The organism is Bacillus sp. UNC125MFCrub1.1 (assembly GCF_000701305.1).
Classification (GTDB): domain Bacteria; phylum Bacillota; class Bacilli; order Bacillales; family Bacillaceae; genus Bacillus; species Bacillus altitudinis.
On the sequence record NZ_KL370769.1, the window covers coordinates 203131 to 227877 of the forward strand.

Below are 24747 nucleotides of genomic sequence, written 5' to 3' on the forward strand. Positions count from 1 at the left end.
ATGCTACCACGTGTCAATGCTATTTGAATAAATCTTTTTTCAAAAGGTGTGGAAGCTTTGCATGCTACACGTTTTGGTATATGATGATACATAGAATAAGTCGTGAGTTGACTGACAAGAAAGGTGAAGCGAAATGAAGGAAGAACTGAATACAAATCAAGAACAGGAACGGATGGAGCTGGACGAAGAAAGTCTATTTCTTGTCTCCCAAACATTTAAAGCCTTATCTGATCCGACGCGTATTCGTATTCTGCATTTGCTGTCTCAAGGTGAACATTCAGTAAATGATATAGCAGAAACACTAAACCTTATGCAATCAACCGTATCTCATCAGCTGCGCTTTTTAAAAAATCTTCGTCTCGTGAAATCTAGACGAGCAGGGACCTCGATTTTTTACAGTCCTGAAGATCAGCATGTGATGGAAGTGCTTGAACAAATGATACACCATGCACAGCATGATTGAGAAAAAACCTTCCTACTTTTATATAGGAAGGTTTTTTATGCATGATGTACTTGGGTTGATCGTTTATTTGCTTTCATCATTTGATAAGAAAACACAATATAGTAAGCCGCTAGAAGGAAAAAGCTGAGTATTGTCAACGCATCATCGCTGACAATATGCTGATACAATTCAACGATATCCATTTTGGTGATCGCATGTGTTGTCAGATTGACCGATTTAAATGCAAGCCTAGATAAAAACAAACATAAAATAAAGCTTTCAATCCATTTACTTGTTTTCATATACAGCCGGCCATTTTCTAATTTCATCTGAATCGTCTGATAGGCGTGAACGGCGAGACTGCTCCCGAAGATCATGCCAATGACGGCATAGATAAAAATACTGTGATTTTGCCATCCTTCTGATAAGAGAATAAGGGCAGTGAGACTAAATACATACATTCTCATGAAAAGATTTACCGGGCGCACAAGCTGATAGCGTCTCATTCGATTCATTCGAATGATGATCCAGACGAGCATGACGATCCCGATCATGAACAACTGCCATACGTGATGTGTCATGATGCAACCTCCTCCTGCACAGGCAGGGATGTAAACGAATGCTGGCTGTTACTTATCATTACCATTCTTTCTTTTTTTATCAAATCAAAACCTATATTTATGAAAAAGAGGAAAAGTCATGAAAATCGATCGCATTTTGTCCATTGTGATGATACTAATTAGCAAACGGCAAGTACAGGCGAAAGACCTCGCTGAACTACATGAAGTGAGCGTAAGAACCATATACCGTGACATTGATACGATTAATCAAGCGGGGATTCCAGTTGTCACAAAACAAGGTGCAGGGGGTGGAATTTCACTCGTTGACGACTATCGTCTAGAGAAAAAATTATTCACCGATGATGATATTGAACTGATTTTAACAGCTCTTGAAAGCATTACGAGTGCATACACCTTTAAAGAAAGTGAACATGTTCTAAAGAAAATGAAATCCCTGATTCCGCCTCAAAATGAGAAACAGCAACATGTCTTTATTGATTTAAGCTCTTGGGGGAAAGACAGCTATTTAGAAAAGAAGCTCCAGCTCATTCATACCGCTGCCTCAGCGCATCAATATATCCAGTTCACCTATCGCAATGCAAAAGGCGAAACACTTCCTAGAAAAGTAGAGCCTTATACACTTGTCTTAAAAGGAAGACACTGGTATTTGTATGCGTATTGCTGCGTGAAAAAAGCGTTTCGTCTGTTTAAACTCAAAAGAATGTCAGACCTTATCACGCATTCAGTATCTTTTCTTCCTAAACGAATAAAAAATGAAGACAAGCCTTGGAATGATTCTTGGCACGAAGAACCTTCCGTCAGTACACTAACGCTCAGGTTGACTGAAGATTCTGTTGGTAAAGTGAAGGAATGGATAGATGAAAATGAATTCACCGTATGTGCAGATGGTACGTATCTTGCCACAATCACGTTGCCTCAGGATGATTGGTTATATAGCTTTCTTTTTTATTTAGGGCCAGATGTCGACATTGTCTCTCCGCTATCCGTTCGGGAAGCATTTGATCTCAAGTTGAAACAATTTCAAAAACCAAAAGGAACTTGACACAATGTTGTCAGGTTTCTTTTTATATGATGGAAAAAAAGGAGATGAGAATGTATGTACGATATCGTGATTTTACAGAAACAATGGATCAAGGGATTATCTGTTCGAACAACAAATGAAATGGAGCAAACAAACGAGCGGAAGATTGCTCCGCTTTGGCAGCAATTTTTCACGCAGCAGCTTCGCGGAGGACATGCGCCAGTCATAGGGCTGTATTCAGATTATGAAAAGGATGAAAATGGCGCTTATTTGTTCACAGCGGGGCAATTGGTTGACCAGCAGCTAGCACAAGATGCAAAAGAGATTCCAGGCTCCACCTACGCAAGATTTCAAACGAGAAAGGGCCCGATTGAAGAGGTTGTGTTTGAAACATGGCAGCAGATTTGGAGCTGGGATCAGCGTTACTTGCGAACATATACTGGCGATTTTGAATGGTACGACGAACGATCGATTGATCCAAAAGAAGCGCAAGTTGATATTTATATTGCAGTCGATGAAAAAATAGTTGCTAAAACTAATACTATTAGTTAATATAAAACTAACGACATTAGTTTTAGGGGGAAACAAGATGAGATTGACAACATTTGACCGTTTGCACCAGCTTACACTCATGCCACGTATTTTTCCGGTAAATTGTTATGTATTTGAGGAAGAGAATGAACTCATCTTAATTGATGCAGCTTTGAAAATGGCAGCAAGCTCGATCATTGAATTTGCACATCAATTAAACAAACCCATTAACAAAATTATTCTGACTCATAGTCATATGGATCATATTGGCGCACTAGATGAAGTGAAAAAGGCTTTTCCAGAGGCAGTTGTTTATTTATCGAAACGAGATGCTCGCCTGTTTGCTGGCGATTTCTCTTTACTTCCTGGTGAACCAGAGAAAAAAGTCAAAGGCAGTTTTTCAAAAGACATTCTCACAAAACCAGACGTGCTTGTTGAAGAAGGGGACGAGATTGGGTCACTTAAAGTCATTGCCACACCAGGACATACACCAGGAAGCATCTCTTTATACGATGAAAAGTCAGGGGTTGTCATTGCGGGTGATGCAGTTGTGACAAAAGGCGGTTTATTTGTAACGGGTGAGTTTCGCTTCACCTTCCCATTCCCGGCTTTTGCCACTTGGGATGCAGAAACAGCACTAAAAAGCGCTGAAAAATTACTGGCACTTCGCTTGTCTTGTCTCGCAGCAGGACATGGTGATCTCATCATAGAGCCTGAGGCAAAGCTCAAAGCCGCTATCGAAAAAAGGAAGCATCAGCTACAAAAGGGAGGACAGTAAGCCATGTCTCCAAGAATGGGTATCACACAAGAAAAAATTGTTGAATCTGCCATCGAATTTGTCGATGAGGAGGGCTTTTCCGCTTTGACCATTGCTACATTGTCCAAACGGCTTAACATCAGACCACCATCTCTTTACAACCATATATCCGGTCTTCATGAAATACAGGCAGCTCTTGCTGTCAAGGGGCTGACAATGCTTTGTGAGGCCGGCAAACAAGTAACAGCGGGGCTGGAAAAAGAAGACGCTGTTTTAGCATTTGCAAGACAATATGTTCAATTTGTTCGTCAGCATCCCGGCCTTTATGAGGCTGCTTTTTCACATATGAATGAAAGAGAAGTCAGTGTGGCTGCAGAGAATCTTGCTGATCTTGTCCAATCCATCATGTCTCGTTTTGGTGTAAAAGAAGAGGACATGACGCATGTCGTCAGAGGGCTTAGAAGCTTACTGCACGGCTTTGGAGATATTTCAAACAAAAAAGGATTTCAACGGAAAGAACAGCTTGAAGATAGTGTGAGCTATGCGGTCCGTCTTTATATTGCAGGCATCAAAGAGCAAGAAGATCTGTCTCATTGACAGGTCTTTTTTATGTATCGAACCGATTTGATGAAGGAGATGTAAACAAATCAAAACATTTTTTGGGCAAAAAACCAATAAAGATTTGACAGTTTTGTGAAACATGGTATGCTTATTATGTGAAATAATTCACATAGAGGAGTAGAGGCAGATGAAAAGAAAGCCTGTTTATGTGGAAACAACCATTCAAGCACCTATTGAAAAAGTATGGGAGTATACGCAAAATCCAAAGCTTCATGAACAATGGGATTTGCGATTTTCGACCATTTCATTAAATGGACCTAGTGATGAACAGCCCCAATCCTTTTTGTATGAGAAACACCTTGGATTCGGCATTAGTGTAACTGGGACAGGAGCGTATCGAACGAGCGTGAAGGATGAGCGTCATGAAAGAGCATCCTCACTTCAATTTAAATCATCACACCCTTTGTCTTTCATCAAAGAAGGCGGAGGGTATTGGAAATACATGAAAACGAATGATCACATTGTGTTTCAAACGCAATTTGATTATGAAACAAAGGAAGGAAAAGGGTGGAAATGGGCAGACCGGTTCTTTTTTCGGCCAATGATGGGGTTTATGACTGCCTTTAGCTTTGGCGCATTAAAGACGTGGCTTGAAAAGGGAACGCATCCCCGTTTGCTGCTAGAGAGAACACTTGCCCATTATGGCATTTGTTTGTTGTTTGCCATCGTCTGGTTATGTCAAGCGATCATTCCTTTTTCACCTTCTGCTTTTGATCATAGCACCGGATTTCGATTGTTTTATGCGCTATTAGGTGTATCATGGCTCATGCCTAAACTGCCAAAAAAATATATATTTATCCTTCAAAGCATTTTTCTGCTACTGATGCTTGGTATAGGGATTTTATCGCCAGAAACGACTCTGCACGAGCCGCTGGTGCTGAGTGCATTTTTCATTTTATCCGTTGCAGGAATGATCAATTTAAAAGATTGTGTAGATGTGTTTTCGATCAAACGAAAAAGGGGAGGTAGACATGGTCGTTCATCATCATCAAGTAAAAGACTACGATAAGCTGCATCCAGCATTAAAAGAACGTTATAACCGCGCGTTTACGGCCGAAGGCATCATGGAGGAAATAGGAGGCGGGACAAAGCTCATCCGATTGTTATTCAAAATCGGTCCATTGTTTCGCTGTTTTTTTCCTGAAAGAGGGCGAAATATTCCCTTCCAAATTGTGAACAAGCCTTTTACGACAAGTAAGGGAGAAGAAGGGATGCACTGGTTTCGAACGTTCTATTTTCCTGACAAGGAAAGACATTTTGATGCAGATATGATCATTGATCAGAAGAGCCATCAAGTACTAGACTACTTTGGAAAACCTAGGCTTCTTGTGTCAGAGCTTCATTTTACAGTCACGGAAAAAGGATTCTTGCACATTCAATCAGGTAAGCAAAAGTTTTTGCTGTTTGGGCGGGAGTGGCCACTGCCTTCTTGGCTTTACGGTGAATCTGATGTAACAGAAGGGTACGATGAGCATGCAGGTGAGTATACGATTGATGTTCAAGTGAAAAATCGCCTTTTTGGCACTCTTTTTACGTATAAGGGCCGGTTTACGGAAAGGGTGTCATCTCATGAATAAATGGCATTTGATGTGTAGCATCGTGTTGATGGCTTGCTTTCTCCTTACACGTTTGACGACAGCTCCCATACCAGAATTTTTTGTTTTGATTGCGATGTTATTTTTTCTTCCCGCTTTCTTACACTTTTTTTATCAGGAAGAGAAGAAACGGCAGCAGAAGGGGCTGATCGGCTTCATAATGAAAGCCTTTCCAGTAGCAGCTCTATGTGCAACAGGCGCATTCATCTATCATTCTCTTTGGCTTGCATTGGGATGGCTTTTCTTTACAATGATTCTGGCTTTATTTGGTTTCACTCGTTTGCTGAAAAGAGGGGCCCATCCGCTTCATGAGCTGATGATCGATGGCGCATGTATGTATATCGCTCTAGGTGGGCTTTGGTTCTGGCTGTACATAGCAGATATACAAGTGATGACATTTTCACCGATGATTGTACTTTTGACCGCTATTCATTTTCATTATTCGGCTTTTTTTATCCCTATCTTTTATGGATTATTGGGGAGGCAGCGGAAAAAAGAGACGACGCTATACAAAGTGGGTGGCTGGGTTATTTTACTGTCGCCAGTGATGATTGCTGTGGGAATCAGCTATTCTCGCCTGTTTGATACGTTCAGCGTCGTTCTTTATGTGATCGCACTTTATTTGTATGGAATTTTATGTATGACAACTTCTTTTCGTTCAACTGTCGCAAAAGGGTTCGTTGTGTTTTCTAGCATCATGTTAATGGGAACGATCGTCCTATCATTCCTTTATTCTGCCGGAATGCTTTTACATGTTACCTACATCAGCATGGATCAAATGATTTGGTTTCATGGCAGTATCAATGCAAGTTTGGTTATTTTACCAGGCCTCATAGGATGGTTGATTGAAAAACCAGCTGATCGATTGAAACAGAAGGATTTTCCGGTATCGAGAGTTCACGGTCGTTTTCAGGTCATGTCTTTTCAACATGAGCACATGCAGCATGATGAGAAGATTGGTTTAGTCGATTCTCTTGACCAATTAAATGGAAAGGCATTTTCAGCAGAGAGTGTGTCAACTGTTATTCGCAGATTTTATGAAGACCCGATGTCCTTTACGTTAAAAGCAGCCGTCTGTTTTCATTGGTGGGTAAGGCCGTTTGTCTTTTTGCTTCAACCTGTTTTTAGACAACTAGGACAGCTCTATTTAGGGTCATCACGAATGCCATATGAAATGCCGGGGAGTCTTTCAAGATTTCAACATCCTCTTGAAGAAAGGAAGAATGTACGTGTGTGGGTCAGGCGCAATGAGAAAGGCGAGCAAGTCTTTTATGCGCTCTATGCTCAGCACCATGATGAAGAGACAGTCTATATGAATATTGCTTTGCCGCTTCCTTTTTCACAGCTTACGGCAATTTTAAAACCTTTGAATGAAAAGGAAGATTTTCTATTAAAAAGTAAAAGTCCAAAAGGCAGTACGGGCGATGAAGGATTGTATTTGCATACGTCTTTCATCACCATGAAACTGCCAATGGAAGAAAGCTTTCATATGAAAGCAGAGACGGAAAAAAGTCTCACAGCAATTCATCAAATGAAGTTATTCGGTATTCCTTTTTTAACGATTCAGTATCAAATCGCCAGTGAAAGCCCCTCATCTTAGTCAATGATGTCGCATGGTTCACCGTGACGAATGATGTTCACAATCGCTTGCCCATCACTCGGATGATGATCTGCATACTGTACTGGCAGTAAAGCAAAAAATACATAGTAGACTGAGAAGTAAGCAAATTGATAGAAAAATTGATGTTCTGGCAGGAAATCATTGGCGATCATTGTATTCAATATGAGAACACTGAGCAGGTTGCATAATGATCCGCCTAAGTAGACAAGTATGTGTGAGAAACGGTTATTTCTCCTCATTTCTTCATAGTGGCAAAATGCATCTAGAAAATAGATTCTTCTAATTTCAACGACGCCTATTTTCAATACTTTTTTGCCTCGGCCAAGTGCAAACGAAACCTTTGCTCCAAACAGCCATGCGACTACAATATGGCCCAGCTGATGCAAGATGGCAACGATAGGAAGAATGACGAAAAACGACCAGCAAAACGTCCACATATCTGATAATGTAAACAAGTGTTAACCCTCCCTGATATATTTGGGAGGAAGCAGTAGGATTATTTGCCATTTTACCGAATTCATTTTCATGATGCAAATATTTAATAGACTACTATAAAATGATTATGTAAACTAAAAAGGATTTTCAATGAATAGTCTTTTTAACCCTTTCTTTTAGAAGAGTAGGGTGTGCTACAATTAAGAAATTAGTGGAAGACAAGTGGTCATCTTTTATGAAAGATTGAAAGGGAGAGAGATTCTAATGGCAGATATTGAACAGTTTTTAGCATTAGACATTTGTGTTGGGACGATAGTAGAAGCAGAGTTCTTTGCAGAAGCGAGAGTGCCTGCTTTCAAGCTGAAGATTGACTTTGGGGATGAGATTGGCATAAAACAATCTAGTGCACAGCTGACAAAACGTTATCAGGCTGAGAATCTCACTGGGAAACAAATTATTGCAGTGGTCAATTTCCCGCCAAGAAGAATTGCCGGGTTTAAATCAGAGGTGCTTGTCTTAGGAGGCATGCCGTCAAAAGAAGACGTTGTCCTGCTTGCCACCGATGAGCCGGTTGAAAATGGCACCAAAATAGGGTAAGAAAAAAGACATCTTCATCAGAAGATGTCTTTTGCGTATTGAGGCGGAATAACCACACGCCACATTCGTGTGTGTCTCAAAGAGACGTGTTACCCGACTTACACAATTCAGCTCATCGCTTGATTAATATAGCATGGGATTGGTATGAATGCAACCATTATTTGAGTTCTCTTTGTCTTTGGAAGATAAAAAGAAGGTTCATCTCCTCATATCATAGAAAAAATGACAAGAAATCAATTATTTGGATTATTTTTTCAAAAAATATTGAAAAGTCAGATCATATTTTATAAAATGAATTCATCTTAGTTTGTTTAATCGATAAACTAAGATGGCGATCATCTATTGATCTATTGTTTAAAGCACATGATTTGCTGCTATGTGGGCTAAGCTGAAAGAAAGAGCTGTTCAGCTTCATTTTTACAACGAATTGAAAGCGCTTTATTTTCGACCTATTGATTGCTGCTGCCCTGCACCATCTGTCCGTTAGAAGAGGCTAAGTGAAGAAGGGAGAAAACTCATGGTGAGTGAGAATTTAAAGAAGATTCGTATGTCTGAAAAAGTGGGGTATGCTTCAGGAGATTTCGCATGTAATTTAATTTATGCAACTGTCTCTACGTATCTATTATTTTTTTATACGGATGTGTATGGATTATCAGCAGCAGCAGCAGGGACGATGTTTTTGGTGGTTCGGGCCATCGATGCGCTTGCAGATCCGTTTATTGGGGCGATGGTTGACCGAACGAACAGCCGTTTTGGCCGGTTTAGACCTTATTTGTTATTTGGTGCGTTACCTTTTGCCGTTCTTGCTATTCTTTGTTTTACGACACCGGATTTTTCCGAAATGGGAAAACTCATTTATGCGTACATCACGTATGTTGGTTTATCGCTTACATACACGTTCATCAATGTTCCTTATGGTGCTTTAACTTCCGCAATGACAAGAAATAACCAAGAGGTCGTCAGTATTACGTCTGTTCGTATGCTTTTTGCAAATCTCGGTGGTTTAGTTGTTGCTTTTTTTGTTCCGTTTCTTGCGACGTTTTTGAGTGATACAACAGGAAATACAGCACTTGGCTGGCAGATCACGATGGCATTTCTCGGTGTACTTGGGGGCGGATTACTGATTTTCTGTTTTAAAAGTACGAATGAGCGCGTCACACTTCAAAAGCCAGAGGAAAAGATCAAGTTCAGTGATCTCTTTGTCCAGTTACGAGTGAATCGTCCGCTTGTTGTGTTAAGCATTTTCTTTATCATTATCTTTGGTGTGAACTCGATCAGCAACTCAGTCGGGATCTATTATGTGACGTATAACCTCGGCAGAGAAGATTTAGTGAAGTGGTACGGCCTGATTGGCAGTCTGCCAGCTTTAATGGTGCTGCCGTTTATTCCAAAATTGCACAAACTATTAGGAAAGAAAAAGCTGCTGAATTATTCATTATTGCTGAATATTGTAGGCCTTCTTGCATTACTTGTGATCCCGCCGAGTCAAATCACTTTAATACTTATTTTCAGGCTCGTTGCGGCTGCAGGGAGTATTACAGCAGGTGCTTACATGTGGGCACTCATTCCTGAAACCGTTGAATATGGCGAATATAAAACAGGGAAAAGAATGGGTGGACTGATTTACGCAGTGATTGGCTTCTTCTTTAAATTTGGGATGGCCTTAGGCGGCATCGTTCCAGGGCTTGTCCTTGACCGATTTGGTTATATTGCAAATCAAGTGCAAACACCAGAAGCTTTACTGGGCATTTTAATCACGACAACGGTGATTCCTGTATGCTTACTCATTTTAGCGATGGTTGATATTAATTTTTATAACCTAGATGAAGAAAAACATAAAAAAGTCATACGAGAGCTTGAGAATAGAGACAAGGTGTATATCGATCATATGGACGATTTTAAAATGTAGTTCTCTGAAAGAGGAGGAAGTTCAATTGAAGATTACTAATCCAGTGCTCAAAGGATTTAACCCTGACCCAAGTATTTGCCGTGCGGGAGAGGACTATTACATGGCGGTTTCTACATTTGAATGGTTCCCGGGGGTGCAAATTTATCACTCGAAGGATCTCATCCATTGGCGGCTCGCCGCGCGTCCCTTGCAAAAAACTTCTCAACTCGATATGAAAGGAAATCCTGATTCCGGCGGGGTATGGGCACCGTGTTTAAGTTATGCGGATGGTCAGTTTTGGCTCATCTATTCAGATATTAAAGTAGTAGATGGTCCGTTTAAGGATGGTCATAATTATTTGGTCACAGCTGATGCAGTAGATGGTGAGTGGAGCGATCCGGTTCGGCTCAATAGTTCTGGGTTTGATCCTTCCTTGTTCCATGATCCAAGCGGAAAGAAATACGTGTTGAATATGCTGTGGGACCATCGAGAAAAACATCACTCCTTTGCAGGTATAGCCTTGCAGGAATATAGTGTATCTGAAAAAAAACTGGTCGGTGAACGGAAGGTCATTTTTAAAGGCACGCCAATCAAACTGACAGAAGCCCCGCATCTTTATTACATCAATGATGTCTATTATTTATTAACAGCTGAAGGGGGAACACGTTACGAACATGCAGCCACAATCGCCCGTTCCTCGCGTATTGATGGGCCGTATGAGGTTCATCCTGACAACCCAATTTTAACGGCTTTTCACGCGCCTAGCCATCCACTACAAAAATGCGGGCATGCTTCCATTGTACAAACGCATACAAATGAATGGTATTTGGCTCATCTGACTGGCCGTCCAATTCATTCAAGTAAGGAATCCATTTTTCAGCAAAGAGGCTGGTGCCCTTTAGGAAGAGAGACAGCCATACAAAAGCTTGAATGGAAAGATGGCTGGCCGTATGTGGTAGGCGGAAAAGAGGGGCTCCTAGAGGTTGAAGCGCCTGCGATGAGCGTAAAAGAGTTCTCTCCAACCTATCACATAGTCGATGAATTTAAAGATTCATCGTTAAATAGACATTTCCAAACATTAAGAATCCCATTTACGGATCAGATTGGTTCAGTGACGGAAAATCCTCATCATTTAAGGCTGTATGGGCAGGAATCTTTAACGTCTAAATTTACCCAAGCGTTTGTTGCGAGGCGCTGGCAAAGCTTTTATTTTGAAGCAGAGACAGCGGTTTCCTTCTTTCCGAAAAACTTTCAGCAAGCGGCAGGTCTTGTGAATTATTATAATACGGAAAATTGGACTGCACTTCAGGTGACTTATGACGATGCGCTTGACCGTATCCTTGAGTTATCTGTGTGTGAAAACCTGGCCTTTTCTCAGCCGCTAATTAAAAAAATCATCATCCCAGACGAGATTCCGTATGTGTATTTAAAAGTGACCGTTCAGAGAGAGACGTACACGTATTCTTATTCTTTTGATCAACAAGAGTGGGAAAAAATAGATGTACCGCTTGAATCGACCCATTTGTCAGATGATTTTATTCGAGGAGGGGGGTTCTTTACAGGGGCTTTTGTTGGAATGCAGTGCCAAGACACAAGCGGTGAACGTCTGCCTGCCGATTTTAAGTATTTTCGATACGAAGAAACAACTGAATAAAAAAAGACAACACTCTAAAGGCTGTCTCTCTTTAACATGTATTCCATCATGGTGAAGGCGTGACATCACGCAAAAAAGCTTCAGTGACAAGAGATGTCATCCCTAAGGCTGGTGCGTTTTGTCCTAATGATGAAGGAAGCAGCTCCACCCGTGAGCTGAATTGTGCATCCATTCTAGAGGATACTTCATCTTGAATGACACTTAGAACGGCCTGCTCAGATTCAATGACCTTGTTTCGTAAAATAACGGCTTGTGGGTTGAAGGTATGCAGAACGTTTGTGAGACCTACCCCAATGTAAAAGCCAAAGTTACGCAAGGCATTGAGTGTTTTCATATCATTTAACTTCGCCAGCCGCTCAATATCTTGATAGGTGAATGGCTGATCATCTGTTTGGAGCGATTGGAACAGTGCTTTCTCAGATGCATACAGTTCCCAGCAACCACGATTTCCGCAGCTACATGTCGGTCCATTAAAGTCGATCGTCATATGTCCCATTTCACCAGAAAAACCGTTTGTACCTCTATATAAATGATGATTGATAATGATGCCTATTCCAATACCAGTGCCGATACTTGCATAGATCAGATGGTCATAATGTTTAGCAGCACCAAAGATTTTTTCACCGTATGCACCGGCATTTGCTTCATTCTCGATAAAAACCGGTACTTGGAATGTGTCTTGGAGACTTGTTTTTAGATCGACATTTTTCCATTTTGAATGAGGCGTAAACACAATTTGTTCATCTGCATCGACCAGACCAGGTATACAAATCCCTATACCAATCAGCCCGTATGGAGAAGAAGGAATGTGTGAACGTAACTGCTGAATCAATTCAATTAAAATACGGACGGTCACATCAGGTGTGCTGGATGGGAGCTTGAGCTGCTCATTATGAATCATCGACCCTTCAAGGTCTGTTAAAATGCCGTTGACATAATCAACACCGACATCAATGCCGATAGAGTAACCTGCACGTTTATTAAACATGAGAAGCACGGGTCTTCTTCCGCCGCTAGATTCGCCTTGACCGATTTCATAAACAAGATGTTCTTTCATTAATGTACTCACTTGAGAAGAAACGGTCGATTTATTTAACCCAGTGCGTTCAGATAATTTTGCTCTGGAAATTGGTGCATGGTGCAGAATTTCGTTTAGCAATAGCTTTTGATTTATTTTTTTCACAAAGTTTTGATCCGCAATATCCATTGTATCCACTCCATTTGTTTCGTCTTTAGATTAAGTGAAGAAAAGCCATTTTTTGTCGAGTTCATTCTCTATAAAACATGCTTTTCACTTTATTATAACGAAAATATTTCTAAAAAACTAAAAAATATGGAAAATTCAAAGAGATTAGTTGGTCAACTCGTTCATTTGTTTGTTGAATCAACTTACTAAGTGAATATATAGGGGGAATCACTTATGGTCAAATCAAATATGACTTCGTTAAGTAGTTTACAAGGGATTGGCAACATTCAATATGAAGGAAAACATTCAAAGAACCCATTCGCATTTAAATATTATAATCCGAGCGAAATGATTGGCGGAAAATCAATGAAAGATCACCTGCGATTCTCCGTCGCTTATTGGCATACATTGACTGCTGATGGAACAGACATGTTTGGAACTGGCACGATGAAAAGGGCATGGGATTCTTATAGTGGAATGGATTTGGCGAAGGCTAGATTGGAAGTGGCTTTTCAGCTCTTTGATCTATTGGATGTCCCGTATTTTTCATTCCATGACCGTGATATTGCACCAGAGGGCGACACGCTTCAAGAGACCAATCAACAGTTAGACATCATCATAGAAAGAATGAAAGATTACATGCAGCAAAGCGGGGTTCGTCTTCTATGGAACACGGCTAATATGTTTAAGCATCCAAGATTTGTTCACGGTGCAGCGACATCCTGTCATGCAGATGTATTTGCCTATGCAGCAGCACAAGTGAAAAAGGGCATCGAAACAGCAAAGGAACTCGGCGCAGAAAATTATGTTTTCTGGGGAGGACGAGAAGGTTACGACACACTGCTGAATACAGATATGAAAAGAGAGCTTGACCATTTGGCGACCTTTTTGCATATGGCGGTCGATTATGCAAAAGAAATTGGATTTACAGGTCAATTTTTAATTGAGCCAAAGCCGAAGGAACCGACAACTCATCAATATGATACGGATGCAGCGACATCGATCGCCTTTTTAAAACAATATGGATTGGATATACACTTTAAATTAAATATCGAGGCCAATCATGCGACATTAGCGGGTCATACGTTTGAGCATGAGCTGCGTGTAGCAAGAATTCATGGACTGCTCGGTTCCGTTGATGCCAACCAAGGAAACTCCCTTCTAGGATGGGACACAGATGAATTCCCAACGGATTTATATGCCACAACACTCGCCATGTATGAAATTTTGCAAAATGGCGGACTTGGAACAGGCGGTCTCAATTTTGATGCAAAAGTCAGAAGAGCCTCCTTTGAACTGGAAGATCTTCTGTATGCCCATATTGCGGGGATGGATGCATTCGCAAAAGGGCTGCGGGTGGCTCATAGACTCATAGAAGACCGTGTGTTTGAAGATGTGATCAAGCACCGGTACCGCAGTTTTTCTGAAGGAATTGGACGGGAGATTTCAGAAGGAAAGGCAAACTTTCATACATTAGAAGAATATGCACTGAAACATCCGCTCATCAGAAACGAATCTGGCAGAGAGGAACAGCTGAAAGCCAGATTGAATCAATATTTGTTAGAAGATTAATGGAGCGGGCTGATGTTTTGAAGGAGTGAACACATGAAGTATGTGATGGGAATTGATCTTGGAACGAGCGGAGTTAAAGCGATATTAGTAGATGAGAGCGGGAAGGTATGCTGCGAGACGACTAAATCTTACCGCCTCATTCAAAGCAAACCAGGTTATTGTGAGCAAAATCCTGAAGACTGGGTAGAGCAGACGATGGCCGCGATGACAGAACTTATGGAGAGAAAGCCTGTTCAGTCAAGGCAAGTAGAAGGCATCAGTTTTTCTGGACAAATGCACGGACTTGTTTTATTAGATGAATTCCTTCAAGTGCTCAGGCCTGCCATCTTGTGGAATGACACAAGAACAACACCGCAATGCGTGCGCATGACAGAAAAGCTAGGAGGCAGGCTGCAAGCGATCACAAAAAACCAGGCGTTAGAAGGATTTACACTGCCAAAGTTGTTATGGGTAAAGGAACACGAACCAGAAATTGATCAACGAATCCATTTGTTTTTACTTCCAAAAGATTATGTCAGATATCGATTAACCGGCGCTATTCATATGGACTATTCTGATGCGGCTGGTACGTTACTGTTGGATATTGGAGAACAAACATGGAGTGAGGAGATTTGCAAAACCTTTGATATTCCGCTTCGTATTTGCCCGCCGCTCGTTTCGTCGGAGGCGGAGGTTGGAACACTCTTGCCACAGATCGCAAAGGCAACCGGGATGACAGAAGATGTGAAGGTTTTTGCGGGTGGAGCGGATAATGCTTGCGGTGCCATTGGTGCCGGCATTTTATCATCAGGTCACACACTATGCAGCATTGGCACATCAGGTGTCATTCTTTCCTATGAAGAAAATCATAACAGAGAGCTGAATGGAAACTTGCATTTGTTCCATCATGCAAAAAAAGACGCTTTTTATACAATGGGAGTCACTTTGTCAGCAGGTTATAGCCTCGATTGGATTAAATCTTTACTTGCTCCAAATGATTCGTTTAAAGACCTTTTAGCCGGAGCAAAGGATATAGCGCCTGGCGCAAATGGATTGCTATTTACGCCATATTTAGTTGGGGAAAGAACGCCTCATGCAGATTCAGTCATTCGTGGAAGCTTCATTGGATTAGACAGCCGGCATGAAAAAGCGCATATGGTTAGAGCTGTGCTTGAAGGAATCACTTTTTCATTAAATGAATCGATCGCTTTATTCAGGCACGCGGGAAAAAGCATTGATTCCATCGTGTCTATTGGTGGAGGTGCGAGAAGTCATACATGGCTTCAAATGCAGGCAGACATTTTTCAAGCTGAGGTGATACAGCTTGAAAATGAGCAAGGGCCCGCGTTAGGTGCAGCGATGCTTGCAGCAGTTGGATGCGGCTGGTACGAGTCACTTGAGGCGTGCGCGGATCAGTTTATCCATCAAGCAGCCGTATTTACACCAAATCAACAGCATGTCGATGTATATGATCATCTCTTTCGTTTGTATCAAAGCATTTATACAAACACAAGAGACATTCATGCGGGTCTAGAACAGTATCGATAATCTAGTAGTGAGTAGGGGCATGAAAGGAGGTGATGAATTCATTTCATCTTAGAGATGACAGAATCAAAAGGATGAAAAAGGAGAGGAATGGACGATGAATTTGAGAAAATTAAGACTGTTGTTTGTGATGTGTATTGGACTGACGCTTATACTGACGGCTGTACCAGCCCATGCGAGAACCATTACGAATAATGAAATGGGTAACCATAGCGGGTACGATTATGAATTATGGAAGGATTATGGAAACACCTCGATGACACTCAATAACGGCGGGGCATTTAGTGCAGGCTGGAACAATATCGGAAATGCTTTATTTAGAAAAGGGAAAAAGTTTGATTCCACTAGAACTCACCATCAGCTTGGCAACATCTCCATCAATTACAACGCAAGTTTTAACCCAGGCGGGAATTCCTATCTATGTGTCTATGGCTGGACACAATCTCCATTAGCAGAATACTACATTGTTGATTCATGGGGCACATATCGTCCAACAGGAGCGTATAAAGGATCATTTTATGCTGATGGAGGCACATATGACATTTATGAAACAACCCGTGTCAATCAGCCTTCCATTATCGGGATCGCAACCTTCAAGCAATATTGGAGTGTACGTCAAACGAAACGTACAAGCGGAACGGTCTCCGTCAGTGCGCATTTTAGAAAATGGGAAAGCTTAGGGATGCCAATGGGGAAAATGTATGAAACGGCATTTACTGTAGAAGGCTACCAAAGCAGCGGAAGTGCAAATGTGATGACCAATCAGCTGTTTATTGGCAACTAAAAAAGTCAAAGAAAAGAGCCGGGAGCAAAACTCCTGGCTTTTTCTATCATAATTTTTCAACTTCGACTCTGCCGGAAAAGAACGTCGCACCGCCGCCCATATCTGCCAAGCGATCAGGTGTGAGGCCATTCACCAAATGTTTTTTGCCTTTTTGGTCTGCCCATAATCCCTGGCTGACAACAACACCAGATAACACATTTTGTCCGACTGACACGATCAGCTCGCATTCTCCTCGATCATTCAGCACACGAACCATGTCCCCATCTTCAATCTGTCTTTCTTTTGCATCTTGTTCATTCATATGAAGCTTCGGACATTTCTCTAGCTTTTGATGCTTCTCATGAAGAGAGAAGGTGGAATTAAGAAAATTATGGTTTGGTCCCGGTATAAACGTTAGTGGATAATCACTTTCCTTGAATAAAGGTACATAGGTTGGAAGGGCTGGATATCCATCTTTTTTCATTTGTTCAGAGTAAAGCTCAATTTTCCCGCTTGGGGTAGGGAGCTTTAAATCTTCGAAAGGCCCTCGTTTTGCTTTGATCCACTTTTTCTCTTTTAACGCTTGATATGAAATGTTTTCATAATGCGGATTTTCAGGATGATGAAGAGCTTGTTCCATTAGTTCCGCATCTGTGTCTTTAAAGGCTTCATCTTCAAAGCCCATCGCATGAGCCAAAAGACGAAACACTTCTGTGTTTGATTTGCTTTCTCCATAACGTTCTATAACAGGTTCTTGAATTTGAATGTAATGATGCCAGTAAGAAGTATAAAAATCCTCGTTTTCAAAGGCAGATGTAGCTGGCAGAACAATATCCGCATAAGAGGCTGTCTCTGTCATGAACAAGTCATGGACAACCGTAAATAAGTCTTCCCGCATCAAACCGTCTCTTACTTTATTTGCTTCAGGTGTCACAACAGCCGGGTTGCAAGAGTAGACAAAAAGAGAATCAATAGAAGGTTCTGCGTTCGTTAGCACGCTGCCCAGCTGATTCATATTAAATGTTCTAGGTTCGCGTTCCTTTAATAATTCCGGTCGCTGAAGAGCGATTTCATTATAACTAAGAAAAGAAGAGTTCGATTTCATCGCACCGCCGCCTTTATGCAGCCATTGACCGGTGAGGGCAGGGAGGCAGGAGATGGTTCGAATACTCATACCGCCATTATCGTGATGCTGTAGCCCATTGCCAATACGAATGAGAGACGGCGTTGTCTCTGCGTACATTCTCGCAAGTGTGATGATGTCTTCTTTCGGGACACCCGTGATTTGTTCAACCGTTTCTGGATCATACTGCTTCACATGCTCGCGAAGTTCATTGTGACCGACCGTGTAAGTCTCTAAAAATGACGCATCTGTGCGGTCTTCTTTAAAAAGGACATGCATGATCCCAAGAGCTAGCGCACTGTCAGTGCCAGGGCGAAGCGGAATGAACCAATCTGCCATCCGGCCCGTTTGGTTTTTGTGCACATCAATGACGACAATTTTAGCCCCTTGCTTTCGAGCTTTTTGTGCCAACGTGATTTGATGCATATTGGTTGAAACCGCATTGATGCCCCAAAAGATAAATAGTTTCGTATGAATGGTTTCTTCTGGGTCTGTCCCGATGCTTGCGCCCATTGTATATTTATAGCCTGTTGTTCCGGCTGACTGACAAATGGTTCGGTCTAGCTGACTTGAGCCAAGTCGATAGAAAAAGCGGCGGTCCATTCCTTCTGCATTAAGATTCCCCATATTCCCATAGAAGCTGTAAGGCAAAATGCTTTCTGGTCCTTTTTCTTCGATCAGCTTTGTCCATTTTTGACGAATGGTTTCAATCGCTTCTTCCCACGTAATTGGTGCAAACTGCCGGTCACCTTTTTGACCTACACGTTTTAATGGCGTTGTCAGACGTTTTTCATCATATAAACGAGCTGTGACATTCCGCACTTTATTGCAAATGTTTCCTTGAGTGACTGGATGATCTGGGTCTCCTTGAACTTTAACGATCTTTCCGTTCTCTTTATGGATTAAAAGACCGCACTGGTCAGGGCAATCTAACGAACAAACTGATTTGAATATTCCGTCTTTCATTGCTGTGTAATCGGTCATACGTTTAGCTTCCTTTCCGAATTCCGTGATCACTGTACATATGGACTTTATTTTAGCATGTTCAGACGAGGAAGGTAAGGATAAGCATATGAAAAAAAGCCCCTAATGAAAGGGACTTTTAAAAGCGGGTGACCTGCACAGGGAATTCTTTGACCCCAAACACAAACGTGCTTTGAATTGGTTTCAGCTGATCTGCCGTACAGGTGATTTCTCGAAACGTACGGAGTAAAATCTCAAGTGCTAGATGAGCCTCAAGCCGGGCGAGAGGGGCACCAAGACAAAAATGGATGCCGAAGCCAAAGCTCAAATGTGGATTTGATTTTCTGTCAAGACGAAACGTATCTGGATCGTCAAACTTCCGTTCATCACGATTCGCAGATGCCACCCAGCTGATGAGATAGTCTCCTTTTTCAATGTGAGAACCGGCAATCTGAACATCCTCTGCTGCAACTCGCCCAATCGCTTGAACAGGCGGATAATAGCGTAGCGTTTCTTCTGTCAATTGAGGAATGAGAGACAGGTCTTTCCTCACTGATTCGGCGATATGCGGCTGTTCTGTTAAAAGTCGTACTGCATTTGTGATTAAATTCGTTGTTGTTTCATTACCAGCAACGAGTAAGAGTATACAAAAGCCAAGTAGTTCATTTTCTGATAAACGCTCACCGTCAATTTCCGCTTGGATGAGAAGGGAGATTAAATCATCGGCTGGCGTTTCTTTTCGTTTTTGGATCAAATGAGCAAAGTACGCTGACAGCTCTTTTTCTGCTTGTTTTTGCATGTCGACAACGGCTTGAATAGCTTCTTTTGAATCATCTTTGGCTCCTGCAACTAGAGCATCTGAATGTTTTTTGATCAGCTCTCTGTCTTTCACTTCTGCACCGAGAAGCTCGGCGATGATCATGACAGGTAGGGGAGCGGCAAGATCTTGCACAATATCGAAGGTCCGTTGATCCTTTACTTGATGTAATAGATCATGGGTCAAGTCTTTGATCTTTTCTTCTATTTGTTTGATCGCTTTTGGCGTGAAGGCTTTATTGACGAGTGCTCTCATTTTGGTATGTTTTGGAGGGTCCATTGTTAAAATACTCGTTTTAGATGTGCTTCTTCCTCGCTGTGATGAAAACACTTTTGGCTGCTTCAGAACAGACTGAATATCAGCATATCGAAAGAGATCCCAGCACTTTCTCGTTTCATCGTATCGAATATCACCCTGCGATCGTAATTCATTGTAGATAGGGAATGGGAAAAGAAGGTCATCTGTAGATCGGATTTCTTTCATTGGGATGACATTAACGTAATTTTCTTTTACTTTCATTATGAACGCTCCTTTTTCTCTTGATTCCCTTTCACGGTATCACCACGAAAAACGCATTTCAACGGACATGTTTTCTAAAATATGTCAATAGTCTAATTGAAAGATTCAAACACATTCATCCTATAGGAAAATAGAAAGTCATCAAAAATGATAGCGCTTTCTAAAAACTAGAATTGAAGTCACCGAAACCAAAAATAAAATGGTGAATTCAGTCGAACGAAAGGGTACTATGATTCAAATCTGTATAGTTCTTTTGATCTAAATTGATGATTTGAAAAAACACGGCTAACATACATACCGCAAGCTGTTCAGCGCGCATTCGGGACTTTTGAAAAGCGCTGGCTCTTTCTTGACACGATTTCTCATCATGTTACGATAACTAACGTGCGAAAAACACGAACAAAAAGCGAACAAGGGAGAGGATCAATATCATTGATCAAAAGAAAGTTGCTTTCATTGGAGCAGGTTCTATGGCGGAAGGAATGATTGCAGGTATTGTGCGATCAGGTCAGATGCCGCTCAGCCAAATTTACGCAACAAACAAGCAAAATAAGCAGCGATTAAACGAACTAACGAAACGCTACGGAATCCAAACAGCCACAATGGATTCATTTCCTTTTGAAGAAATGGATATGTTGATCCTGGCAATGAAGCCAAAGGATGCTGAAACAGCACTTGAATCATTAAAACCTCATATTCAGAAAGATCAGCTCATCCTGTCTGTACTTGCAGGTGTGAAATCATCGTATATTGAAGACATGCTGCATGATGGGCAGCCTGTTATGCGAGTAATGCCAAATACGTCAAGTACGATTGGGGCGTCGGCGACCGCTTTATCTGCTGGACGTGATGTGAAAAATGAACATGTAAGCATGAGTCGGGCTCTTTTATCTGAAATGGGAGAAGTGTATACCATTCAGGAAGAGCAAATGGATATTTTCACAGGAATTGCCGGAAGCGGTCCAGCTTATTTTTATTTCTTAATGGAAAGAATCGAAGAAGCTGGAGAAGAAGCTGGCTTATCAAAAGAAATGTCCCGTCAAATCGGTACACAGACACTTCTCGGTGCAGCGAAGATGCTGCAAGAAACAGCTGAAAATCCTTCTGTCCTCAGAGAAAAAATTACGTCACCTAATGGAACAACTGCTGCAGGACTAGATGCATTAGATGATTTTGGCGGAGGAGAAGCCATCAAGCAGGCCGTCAAACATGCCGCCAATCGATCAAAAGAAATAAGTGAACAGCAAAAACAAAAAGTAACGATATAAATAGAGCCTCAATACAGGAGTGATAAGGTGTACGCAGATAAAGAGAGAAAACGAATTGTTGTGAAAATCGGAAGCAGCTCTCTTACTAGCTTTCAAGGTGAGATTAGTTTAAAAAAACTAGAAAACCTCGTCAATCAAATTGTAAAACTCAAAGATGAAGGACACGAAGTCATTTTGGTTTCATCTGGTGCGGTTGCAGCTGGTTACCGAAAATTAGGATTTATTGATAGACCGAAAACACTGCCAGAAAAACAGGCGTCTGCCTCAATAGGGCAAGGGCTTTTAATGGAGTCATATTCTACTTTATTTTTATCGCACGGCTATATTGCTTCACAGCTATTAATTACAAGAAGTGATTTTTCAGATGAAACGCGCTATCAAAATGTGCGAAATACAATGAATGTGTTATTAGATCGAGGGATCATCCCGATTATTAATGAAAATGATACAGTGACGATCAATCGGTTGAAGTTTGGAGATAATGATACATTGTCTGCAAAAGTAGCTGGACTGATTGATGCGGATTTCCTTGCTATTTTATCTGATATTGATGGCTTGTATGAAGATAACCCTCATACAAACCCGAATGCGAAGAGAATTCTAGAAGTCACAGAAATCACAGAAGACATCGAAGCAGCCGCTGGAGATGCGGGAAGCAGCGTTGGCACAGGCGGAATGAAATCAAAACTCGATGCCTTTAAAATTTCAATGGCCGCAGGCATCAATGGCTTTTTGGGAAAAGCCGATACGCCTCACATTTTAGACAAAGCCATCAACGGGACAGAGGACGGCACTTATTTTACAGCTGACGAAAATTTAGCGCCGCTGAATTATAAAAAACAGTGGATTGCTTTTCATTCTGGCCCAAAAGGCGAAATCGTTGTTCAAGAGAAAACACAGGAGCTTCTCATGCATCGTGAGAAAAGTCTGGATTCTGACGGCATAGTCGATGTAAAGGGTTCGTTTAAAAAAGGCGATGTAGTCCGTATTTTAGATCAAGATGAAAGAGAAATAGGGCTTGGCATTGTCAATTATGCGTCCGACGAACTCGCACTCAACGGTGACTTGCTACAGGATGAAGTGGTGCATGTCGTAGATCTTGAAGCGTTTGTTTGTCATTTAGATTTATCAATACCAGTTTGCTAATCATAAGGGAGGAATTTCATGACACTGACAGCTGAAGTTGTCACATCGGTCAAAGAAAAAGCGAAAAAAGCAAAGCACGTATCAAAAAAACTAGGCTTACTTCAAACAGAGGAAAAAAATGAGGCGCTGCTGAAAATAGCAGAAACGCTCGAACAGCAAAGTGATTTTATTTTACAGGAAAATCAAAAGGATTTAGAGGCAGGAAAAGAAAAGGGCTTCTCTGAAGCATTAATGGATCGATTAATGTTAAATGAAGAGAGAATTCATGAGTTTGCAGAAAGTTTGCGGCTTGTGACGAGATTAACAGATCCTGTTGGAGAAATATTGGATGAATGGACTCTTGAGAACGGCTTACATGTGAAAAGCCGAAGAGTACCGCTCGGCGTGATCGGGATGATCTATGAAGCGAGACCGAATGTCACTGTCGATGCAGCAGGGCTTGCCCTCAAGGCAGGCAACTCAGTGATTTTAAAAGGCGGTTCCTCCGCTATTTCTTCCAACAAAGCCATCGTCCGCGTCATTCATGAGGCATTGGATCAAACAAAGATCCCTCGTGATGCGGTACAGTTTATTGAACAAACAGACCGTTCATCGGTTCAAGCGATGTTTCATCTAAAAGAGTGGATTGATGTTTTAATTCCGAGAGGCGGGGCTTCTTTAATCAAAACCGTTGTAGAAGAATCGACCATTCCAGTTCTTGAAACAGGGACAGGGAACTGCCATATCTTTATTGATCAAACAGCGAATGTAGAAAAAGCCATTCAGATTGTCATCAATGCGAAAACAAATCGTCCGGCCGTTTGTAATGCGCTTGAGACTCTGATCGTTCATCGCGATTGGCTGAAAGAAAATGGTGCAGCATTGAATGAAGCATTGCTTCAGCATCATGTCACTGTGCATGGAGATCAAGACGCTCAATCTTTCTTTTCCGAAGCGGTTCCTGCGGAGGAAGTGGATTGGACAGATGAGTATTTAAGTCTTGATCTTGCGGTGAAAGTCGTTGACTCAATTGAGGACGCCATTCACCACATTGATCAGTACGGAACGAAACATTCAGAAGCCATCGTAACAGAGGATGAAAAAAACGCACAAATCTTTCTAAACGAAGTCGATGCGGCCGCTGTTTATCATAACGCATCTACACGTTTTACAGATGGCGGTGCACTAGGATATGGCGCTGAAATTGGCATTTCTACTCAAAAACTGCACGCAAGAGGGCCAATGGGACTTCCTGCACTGACAACAACAAAGCTGCTTCTATCTGGTGATGGTCAGATTAGAAGCTAGAATGAATGTAACGAACACTACCTTTCTTCTTGGGGTAGTGTTTTTTTAGTGTATGAGAAAAGAAGAGAGAAAAAGGGGGAACGACATGGAAACGATGCTGAAGCACTGACAACTCTTGAAAAAGAAGACAAAGGGCTAAAATGAAGTCCATTTTAGCCCTTTGTCAACAATCTGAAATTCCCCATAAGAGGGAGTTTTTTTATGAACTTGAACAATCTTTTTTCATGACTTTCTCAAATTTGAAAAATTCAAATGTCTCAGGTGCTAAAGGGTCATTTTCTTGATTCTTCTCATGAGGGAAGCTCGGATCTGGATGGTGTAAGTGATAAAACTCAACAATCTGAAACCCGCATTTGTTCACATAAAAATGAATGTTGCGCTTTTCAAAATAAGGAGTGACAACTTCCCACACCTTCGTTTCTGGATATTGCGCCTCAATGGCTTTCCATGCTGCCTGACCAATGCCTCGGCTGTGAGATGATGAAGAGATATATAACAGGTCCACCGAATTGCGGTGTGTGTGATGGTTGATTTTTAAAACAACCCCTCCTGCCTTTTGACCATTTAGTAAAATATGATAGACAAGGTTCTCTGTCGAATAAAAAGATTCATCAATCGACTCATCAGGAGGAATTGGTCCACCTTCTGCATTCCCAAATGCATCAATGATGCCAGCTGTGAAAGCATCTTGCAGTTCCTTTTTCATCAAAGGGAAGTCCTCTTGTTTTGCAAGTGATAATGTGACTTGATCTTGTGCGATTTTGTTCATGTGTAAATCCTTTCTCCACATACGTGGTGTTTATGCATGTTATCATAAAGGATGGAGTAACTCCATA

At 41.5% G+C, this 24747-nt stretch carries 23 protein-coding genes; 17 read left to right on the forward strand and 6 right to left on the reverse strand.

Translation table 11 applies throughout. The annotated features are described in order from the left end of the window. Positions 1-133: 133 nt before the first annotated feature. Positions 134-463 carry a Zn(II)-responsive metalloregulatory transcriptional repressor CzrA gene (gene czrA / locus N521_RS13900; protein ID WP_007500691.1) on the forward strand — a complete coding sequence of 110 codons (330 nt, stop codon included), beginning with the start codon at positions 134-136 and terminating at the stop codon, positions 461-463. Positions 464-498: 35 nt separating this feature from the next. Here the strand turns inward: czrA and N521_RS13905 are convergent, their stop codons facing one another. Continuing rightward, positions 499-1023, reverse strand: coding sequence for a CcdC protein domain-containing protein (locus tag N521_RS13905; protein ID WP_035391760.1), 525 nt, complete (start codon positions 1021-1023; stop codon positions 499-501). A 118-nt stretch (positions 1024-1141) separates the two neighbouring features. On the opposite strand from N521_RS13905, the gene N521_RS13910 reads away from it, so the two are divergent. The 7 genes from N521_RS13910 (at position 1142) to N521_RS13940 (ending at position 7148) form a co-directional block, all read left to right on the forward strand. Then, the gene (locus N521_RS13910; RefSeq protein WP_017359481.1) at positions 1142-2065 is read left to right on the forward strand and encodes a helix-turn-helix transcriptional regulator; all 924 of its coding nucleotides are present in this window, start codon (positions 1142-1144) and stop codon (positions 2063-2065) included. 54 nt (positions 2066-2119) lie between these two features. After that, complete coding sequence (locus N521_RS13915; protein ID WP_017359480.1) at positions 2120-2596, forward strand: GyrI-like domain-containing protein; 477 nt, start codon at positions 2120-2122, stop codon at positions 2594-2596. A gap of 37 nt (positions 2597-2633) precedes the next feature. Next, the gene (locus tag N521_RS13920) at positions 2634-3353 is read left to right on the forward strand and encodes an MBL fold metallo-hydrolase (RefSeq protein WP_035391762.1); all 720 of its coding nucleotides are present in this window, start codon (positions 2634-2636) and stop codon (positions 3351-3353) included. 3 nt (positions 3354-3356) lie between these two features. Beyond that, positions 3357-3929, forward strand: coding sequence for a TetR/AcrR family transcriptional regulator (locus tag N521_RS13925; RefSeq protein WP_035391765.1), 573 nt, complete (start codon positions 3357-3359; stop codon positions 3927-3929). Positions 3930-4080: 151 nt separating this feature from the next. Then, entirely contained in the window at positions 4081-4962 is an 882-nt protein-coding gene (locus tag N521_RS13930) for a membrane protein (protein WP_035391767.1), read from the forward strand. After that, positions 4925-5530 carry a DUF4166 domain-containing protein gene (locus tag N521_RS13935; RefSeq protein WP_035391769.1) on the forward strand — a complete coding sequence of 202 codons (606 nt, stop codon included), beginning with the start codon at positions 4925-4927 and terminating at the stop codon, positions 5528-5530. The genes N521_RS13930 and N521_RS13935 overlap by 38 nt, the downstream gene beginning before the upstream one ends. Then, complete coding sequence (locus tag N521_RS13940) at positions 5523-7148, forward strand: YndJ family protein (protein ID WP_035391772.1); 1626 nt, start codon at positions 5523-5525, stop codon at positions 7146-7148. Before N521_RS13935 ends, N521_RS13940 begins: the two co-directional genes overlap by 8 nt. On the opposite strand, the gene N521_RS13945 is transcribed toward N521_RS13940, so the two are convergent. Further along, positions 7145-7624, reverse strand: a complete 480-nt coding sequence (locus tag N521_RS13945) for a hypothetical protein (protein ID WP_007500681.1) — start codon at positions 7622-7624, stop codon at positions 7145-7147. The genes N521_RS13940 and N521_RS13945 overlap by 4 nt on opposite strands. A gap of 244 nt (positions 7625-7868) precedes the next feature. On the opposite strand from N521_RS13945, the gene csaA reads away from it, so the two are divergent. From csaA to N521_RS13960, 3 genes are all read left to right on the forward strand, one after another. Continuing rightward, positions 7869-8201 carry a chaperone CsaA gene (csaA, locus tag N521_RS13950; protein WP_035391774.1) on the forward strand — a complete coding sequence of 111 codons (333 nt, stop codon included), beginning with the start codon at positions 7869-7871 and terminating at the stop codon, positions 8199-8201. A 517-nt stretch (positions 8202-8718) separates the two neighbouring features. After that, positions 8719-10110, forward strand: a complete 1392-nt coding sequence (locus tag N521_RS13955) for a glycoside-pentoside-hexuronide (GPH):cation symporter (RefSeq protein WP_007500679.1) — start codon at positions 8719-8721, stop codon at positions 10108-10110. Positions 10111-10135: 25 nt separating this feature from the next. Then, a complete protein-coding gene (locus N521_RS13960; protein WP_035391777.1) occupies positions 10136-11743 on the forward strand; it encodes a glycoside hydrolase family 43 protein in 1608 nt (535 codons plus the stop codon). Between the two features lie 46 nt (positions 11744-11789). Here the strand turns inward: N521_RS13960 and xylR are convergent, their stop codons facing one another. Next, entirely contained in the window at positions 11790-12950 is a 1161-nt protein-coding gene (gene xylR, locus N521_RS13965) for a transcriptional repressor XylR (RefSeq protein ID WP_025207484.1), read from the reverse strand. Between the two features lie 213 nt (positions 12951-13163). Between xylR and xylA the strand changes: the two genes are divergently transcribed. The 3 genes from xylA to N521_RS13980 all read left to right on the forward strand — a co-directional run bounded on the left by xylA (position 13164) and on the right by N521_RS13980 (position 16809). After that, a complete protein-coding gene (xylA, locus tag N521_RS13970; RefSeq protein ID WP_017367424.1) occupies positions 13164-14501 on the forward strand; it encodes a xylose isomerase in 1338 nt (445 codons plus the stop codon). 33 nt (positions 14502-14534) lie between these two features. Next, a complete protein-coding gene (gene xylB / locus N521_RS13975) occupies positions 14535-16028 on the forward strand; it encodes a xylulokinase (protein WP_035391780.1) in 1494 nt (497 codons plus the stop codon). A 94-nt stretch (positions 16029-16122) separates the two neighbouring features. After that, entirely contained in the window at positions 16123-16809 is a 687-nt protein-coding gene (locus tag N521_RS13980; protein ID WP_007500674.1) for a glycoside hydrolase family 11 protein, read from the forward strand. 46 nt (positions 16810-16855) lie between these two features. On the opposite strand, the gene N521_RS13985 is transcribed toward N521_RS13980, so the two are convergent. Together N521_RS13985 and N521_RS13990 are read right to left on the reverse strand one after the other, a co-directional pair. Further along, positions 16856-18895 (reverse strand): molybdopterin oxidoreductase family protein, encoded by a 2040-nt coding sequence (locus N521_RS13985; RefSeq protein ID WP_035391782.1) that lies wholly within the window; start codon positions 18893-18895, stop codon positions 16856-16858. A 118-nt stretch (positions 18896-19013) separates the two neighbouring features. Continuing rightward, complete coding sequence (locus N521_RS13990; protein ID WP_035391784.1) at positions 19014-20210, reverse strand: cytochrome P450; 1197 nt, start codon at positions 20208-20210, stop codon at positions 19014-19016. Positions 20211-20680: 470 nt separating this feature from the next. On the opposite strand from N521_RS13990, the gene proC reads away from it, so the two are divergent. From proC to N521_RS14005, 3 genes are read left to right on the forward strand one after another with little or no spacing between them, the layout of a single operon-like run. Further along, complete coding sequence (gene proC, locus N521_RS13995; RefSeq protein WP_035391787.1) at positions 20681-21478, forward strand: pyrroline-5-carboxylate reductase; 798 nt, start codon at positions 20681-20683, stop codon at positions 21476-21478. A 27-nt stretch (positions 21479-21505) separates the two neighbouring features. Then, a complete protein-coding gene (proB, locus tag N521_RS14000; protein WP_019743320.1) occupies positions 21506-22624 on the forward strand; it encodes a glutamate 5-kinase in 1119 nt (372 codons plus the stop codon). Positions 22625-22642: 18 nt separating this feature from the next. Further along, the gene (locus N521_RS14005) at positions 22643-23911 is read left to right on the forward strand and encodes a glutamate-5-semialdehyde dehydrogenase (protein WP_025207480.1); all 1269 of its coding nucleotides are present in this window, start codon (positions 22643-22645) and stop codon (positions 23909-23911) included. Between the two features lie 199 nt (positions 23912-24110). On the opposite strand, the gene N521_RS14010 is transcribed toward N521_RS14005, so the two are convergent. After that, complete coding sequence (locus tag N521_RS14010; protein WP_035391788.1) at positions 24111-24680, reverse strand: GNAT family N-acetyltransferase; 570 nt, start codon at positions 24678-24680, stop codon at positions 24111-24113. Between the last annotated feature and the right edge of the window lie 67 nt (positions 24681-24747).

Excerpts from the sequence above, each read along its gene's own strand:
- N521_RS13905 (WP_035391760.1), bottom strand. The coding sequence starts at position 1,023 with ATGACACATCACGTATGGCAGTTGTTCATGATCGGGATCGTCATGCTC.
- czrA (WP_007500691.1), top strand. The coding sequence starts at position 134 with ATGAAGGAAGAACTGAATACAAATCAAGAACAGGAACGGATGGAGCTG.
- N521_RS13930 (WP_035391767.1), top strand. The coding sequence starts at position 4,081 with ATGAAAAGAAAGCCTGTTTATGTGGAAACAACCATTCAAGCACCTATT.
- N521_RS14010 (WP_035391788.1), bottom strand. The coding sequence starts at position 24,680 with ATGAACAAAATCGCACAAGATCAAGTCACATTATCACTTGCAAAACAA.
- N521_RS13935 (WP_035391769.1), top strand. The coding sequence starts at position 4,925 with ATGGTCGTTCATCATCATCAAGTAAAAGACTACGATAAGCTGCATCCA.
- N521_RS13940 (WP_035391772.1), top strand. The coding sequence starts at position 5,523 with ATGAATAAATGGCATTTGATGTGTAGCATCGTGTTGATGGCTTGCTTT.
- N521_RS14005 (WP_025207480.1), top strand. The coding sequence starts at position 22,643 with ATGACACTGACAGCTGAAGTTGTCACATCGGTCAAAGAAAAAGCGAAA.
- N521_RS13980 (WP_007500674.1), top strand. The coding sequence starts at position 16,123 with ATGAATTTGAGAAAATTAAGACTGTTGTTTGTGATGTGTATTGGACTG.
- proC (WP_035391787.1), top strand. The coding sequence starts at position 20,681 with ATGGCGGAAGGAATGATTGCAGGTATTGTGCGATCAGGTCAGATGCCG.
- N521_RS13925 (WP_035391765.1), top strand. The coding sequence starts at position 3,357 with ATGTCTCCAAGAATGGGTATCACACAAGAAAAAATTGTTGAATCTGCC.
- N521_RS13920 (WP_035391762.1), top strand. The coding sequence starts at position 2,634 with ATGAGATTGACAACATTTGACCGTTTGCACCAGCTTACACTCATGCCA.
- xylB (WP_035391780.1), top strand. The coding sequence starts at position 14,535 with ATGAAGTATGTGATGGGAATTGATCTTGGAACGAGCGGAGTTAAAGCG.
- xylA (WP_017367424.1), top strand. The coding sequence starts at position 13,164 with ATGGTCAAATCAAATATGACTTCGTTAAGTAGTTTACAAGGGATTGGC.
- N521_RS13990 (WP_035391784.1), bottom strand. The coding sequence starts at position 20,210 with ATGAAAGTAAAAGAAAATTACGTTAATGTCATCCCAATGAAAGAAATC.
- csaA (WP_035391774.1), top strand. The coding sequence starts at position 7,869 with ATGGCAGATATTGAACAGTTTTTAGCATTAGACATTTGTGTTGGGACG.
- N521_RS13915 (WP_017359480.1), top strand. The coding sequence starts at position 2,120 with ATGTACGATATCGTGATTTTACAGAAACAATGGATCAAGGGATTATCT.
- N521_RS13985 (WP_035391782.1), bottom strand. The coding sequence starts at position 18,895 with ATGACCGATTACACAGCAATGAAAGACGGAATATTCAAATCAGTTTGT.
- xylR (WP_025207484.1), bottom strand. The coding sequence starts at position 12,950 with ATGGATATTGCGGATCAAAACTTTGTGAAAAAAATAAATCAAAAGCTA.
- N521_RS13910 (WP_017359481.1), top strand. The coding sequence starts at position 1,142 with ATGAAAATCGATCGCATTTTGTCCATTGTGATGATACTAATTAGCAAA.
- N521_RS13955 (WP_007500679.1), top strand. The coding sequence starts at position 8,719 with ATGGTGAGTGAGAATTTAAAGAAGATTCGTATGTCTGAAAAAGTGGGG.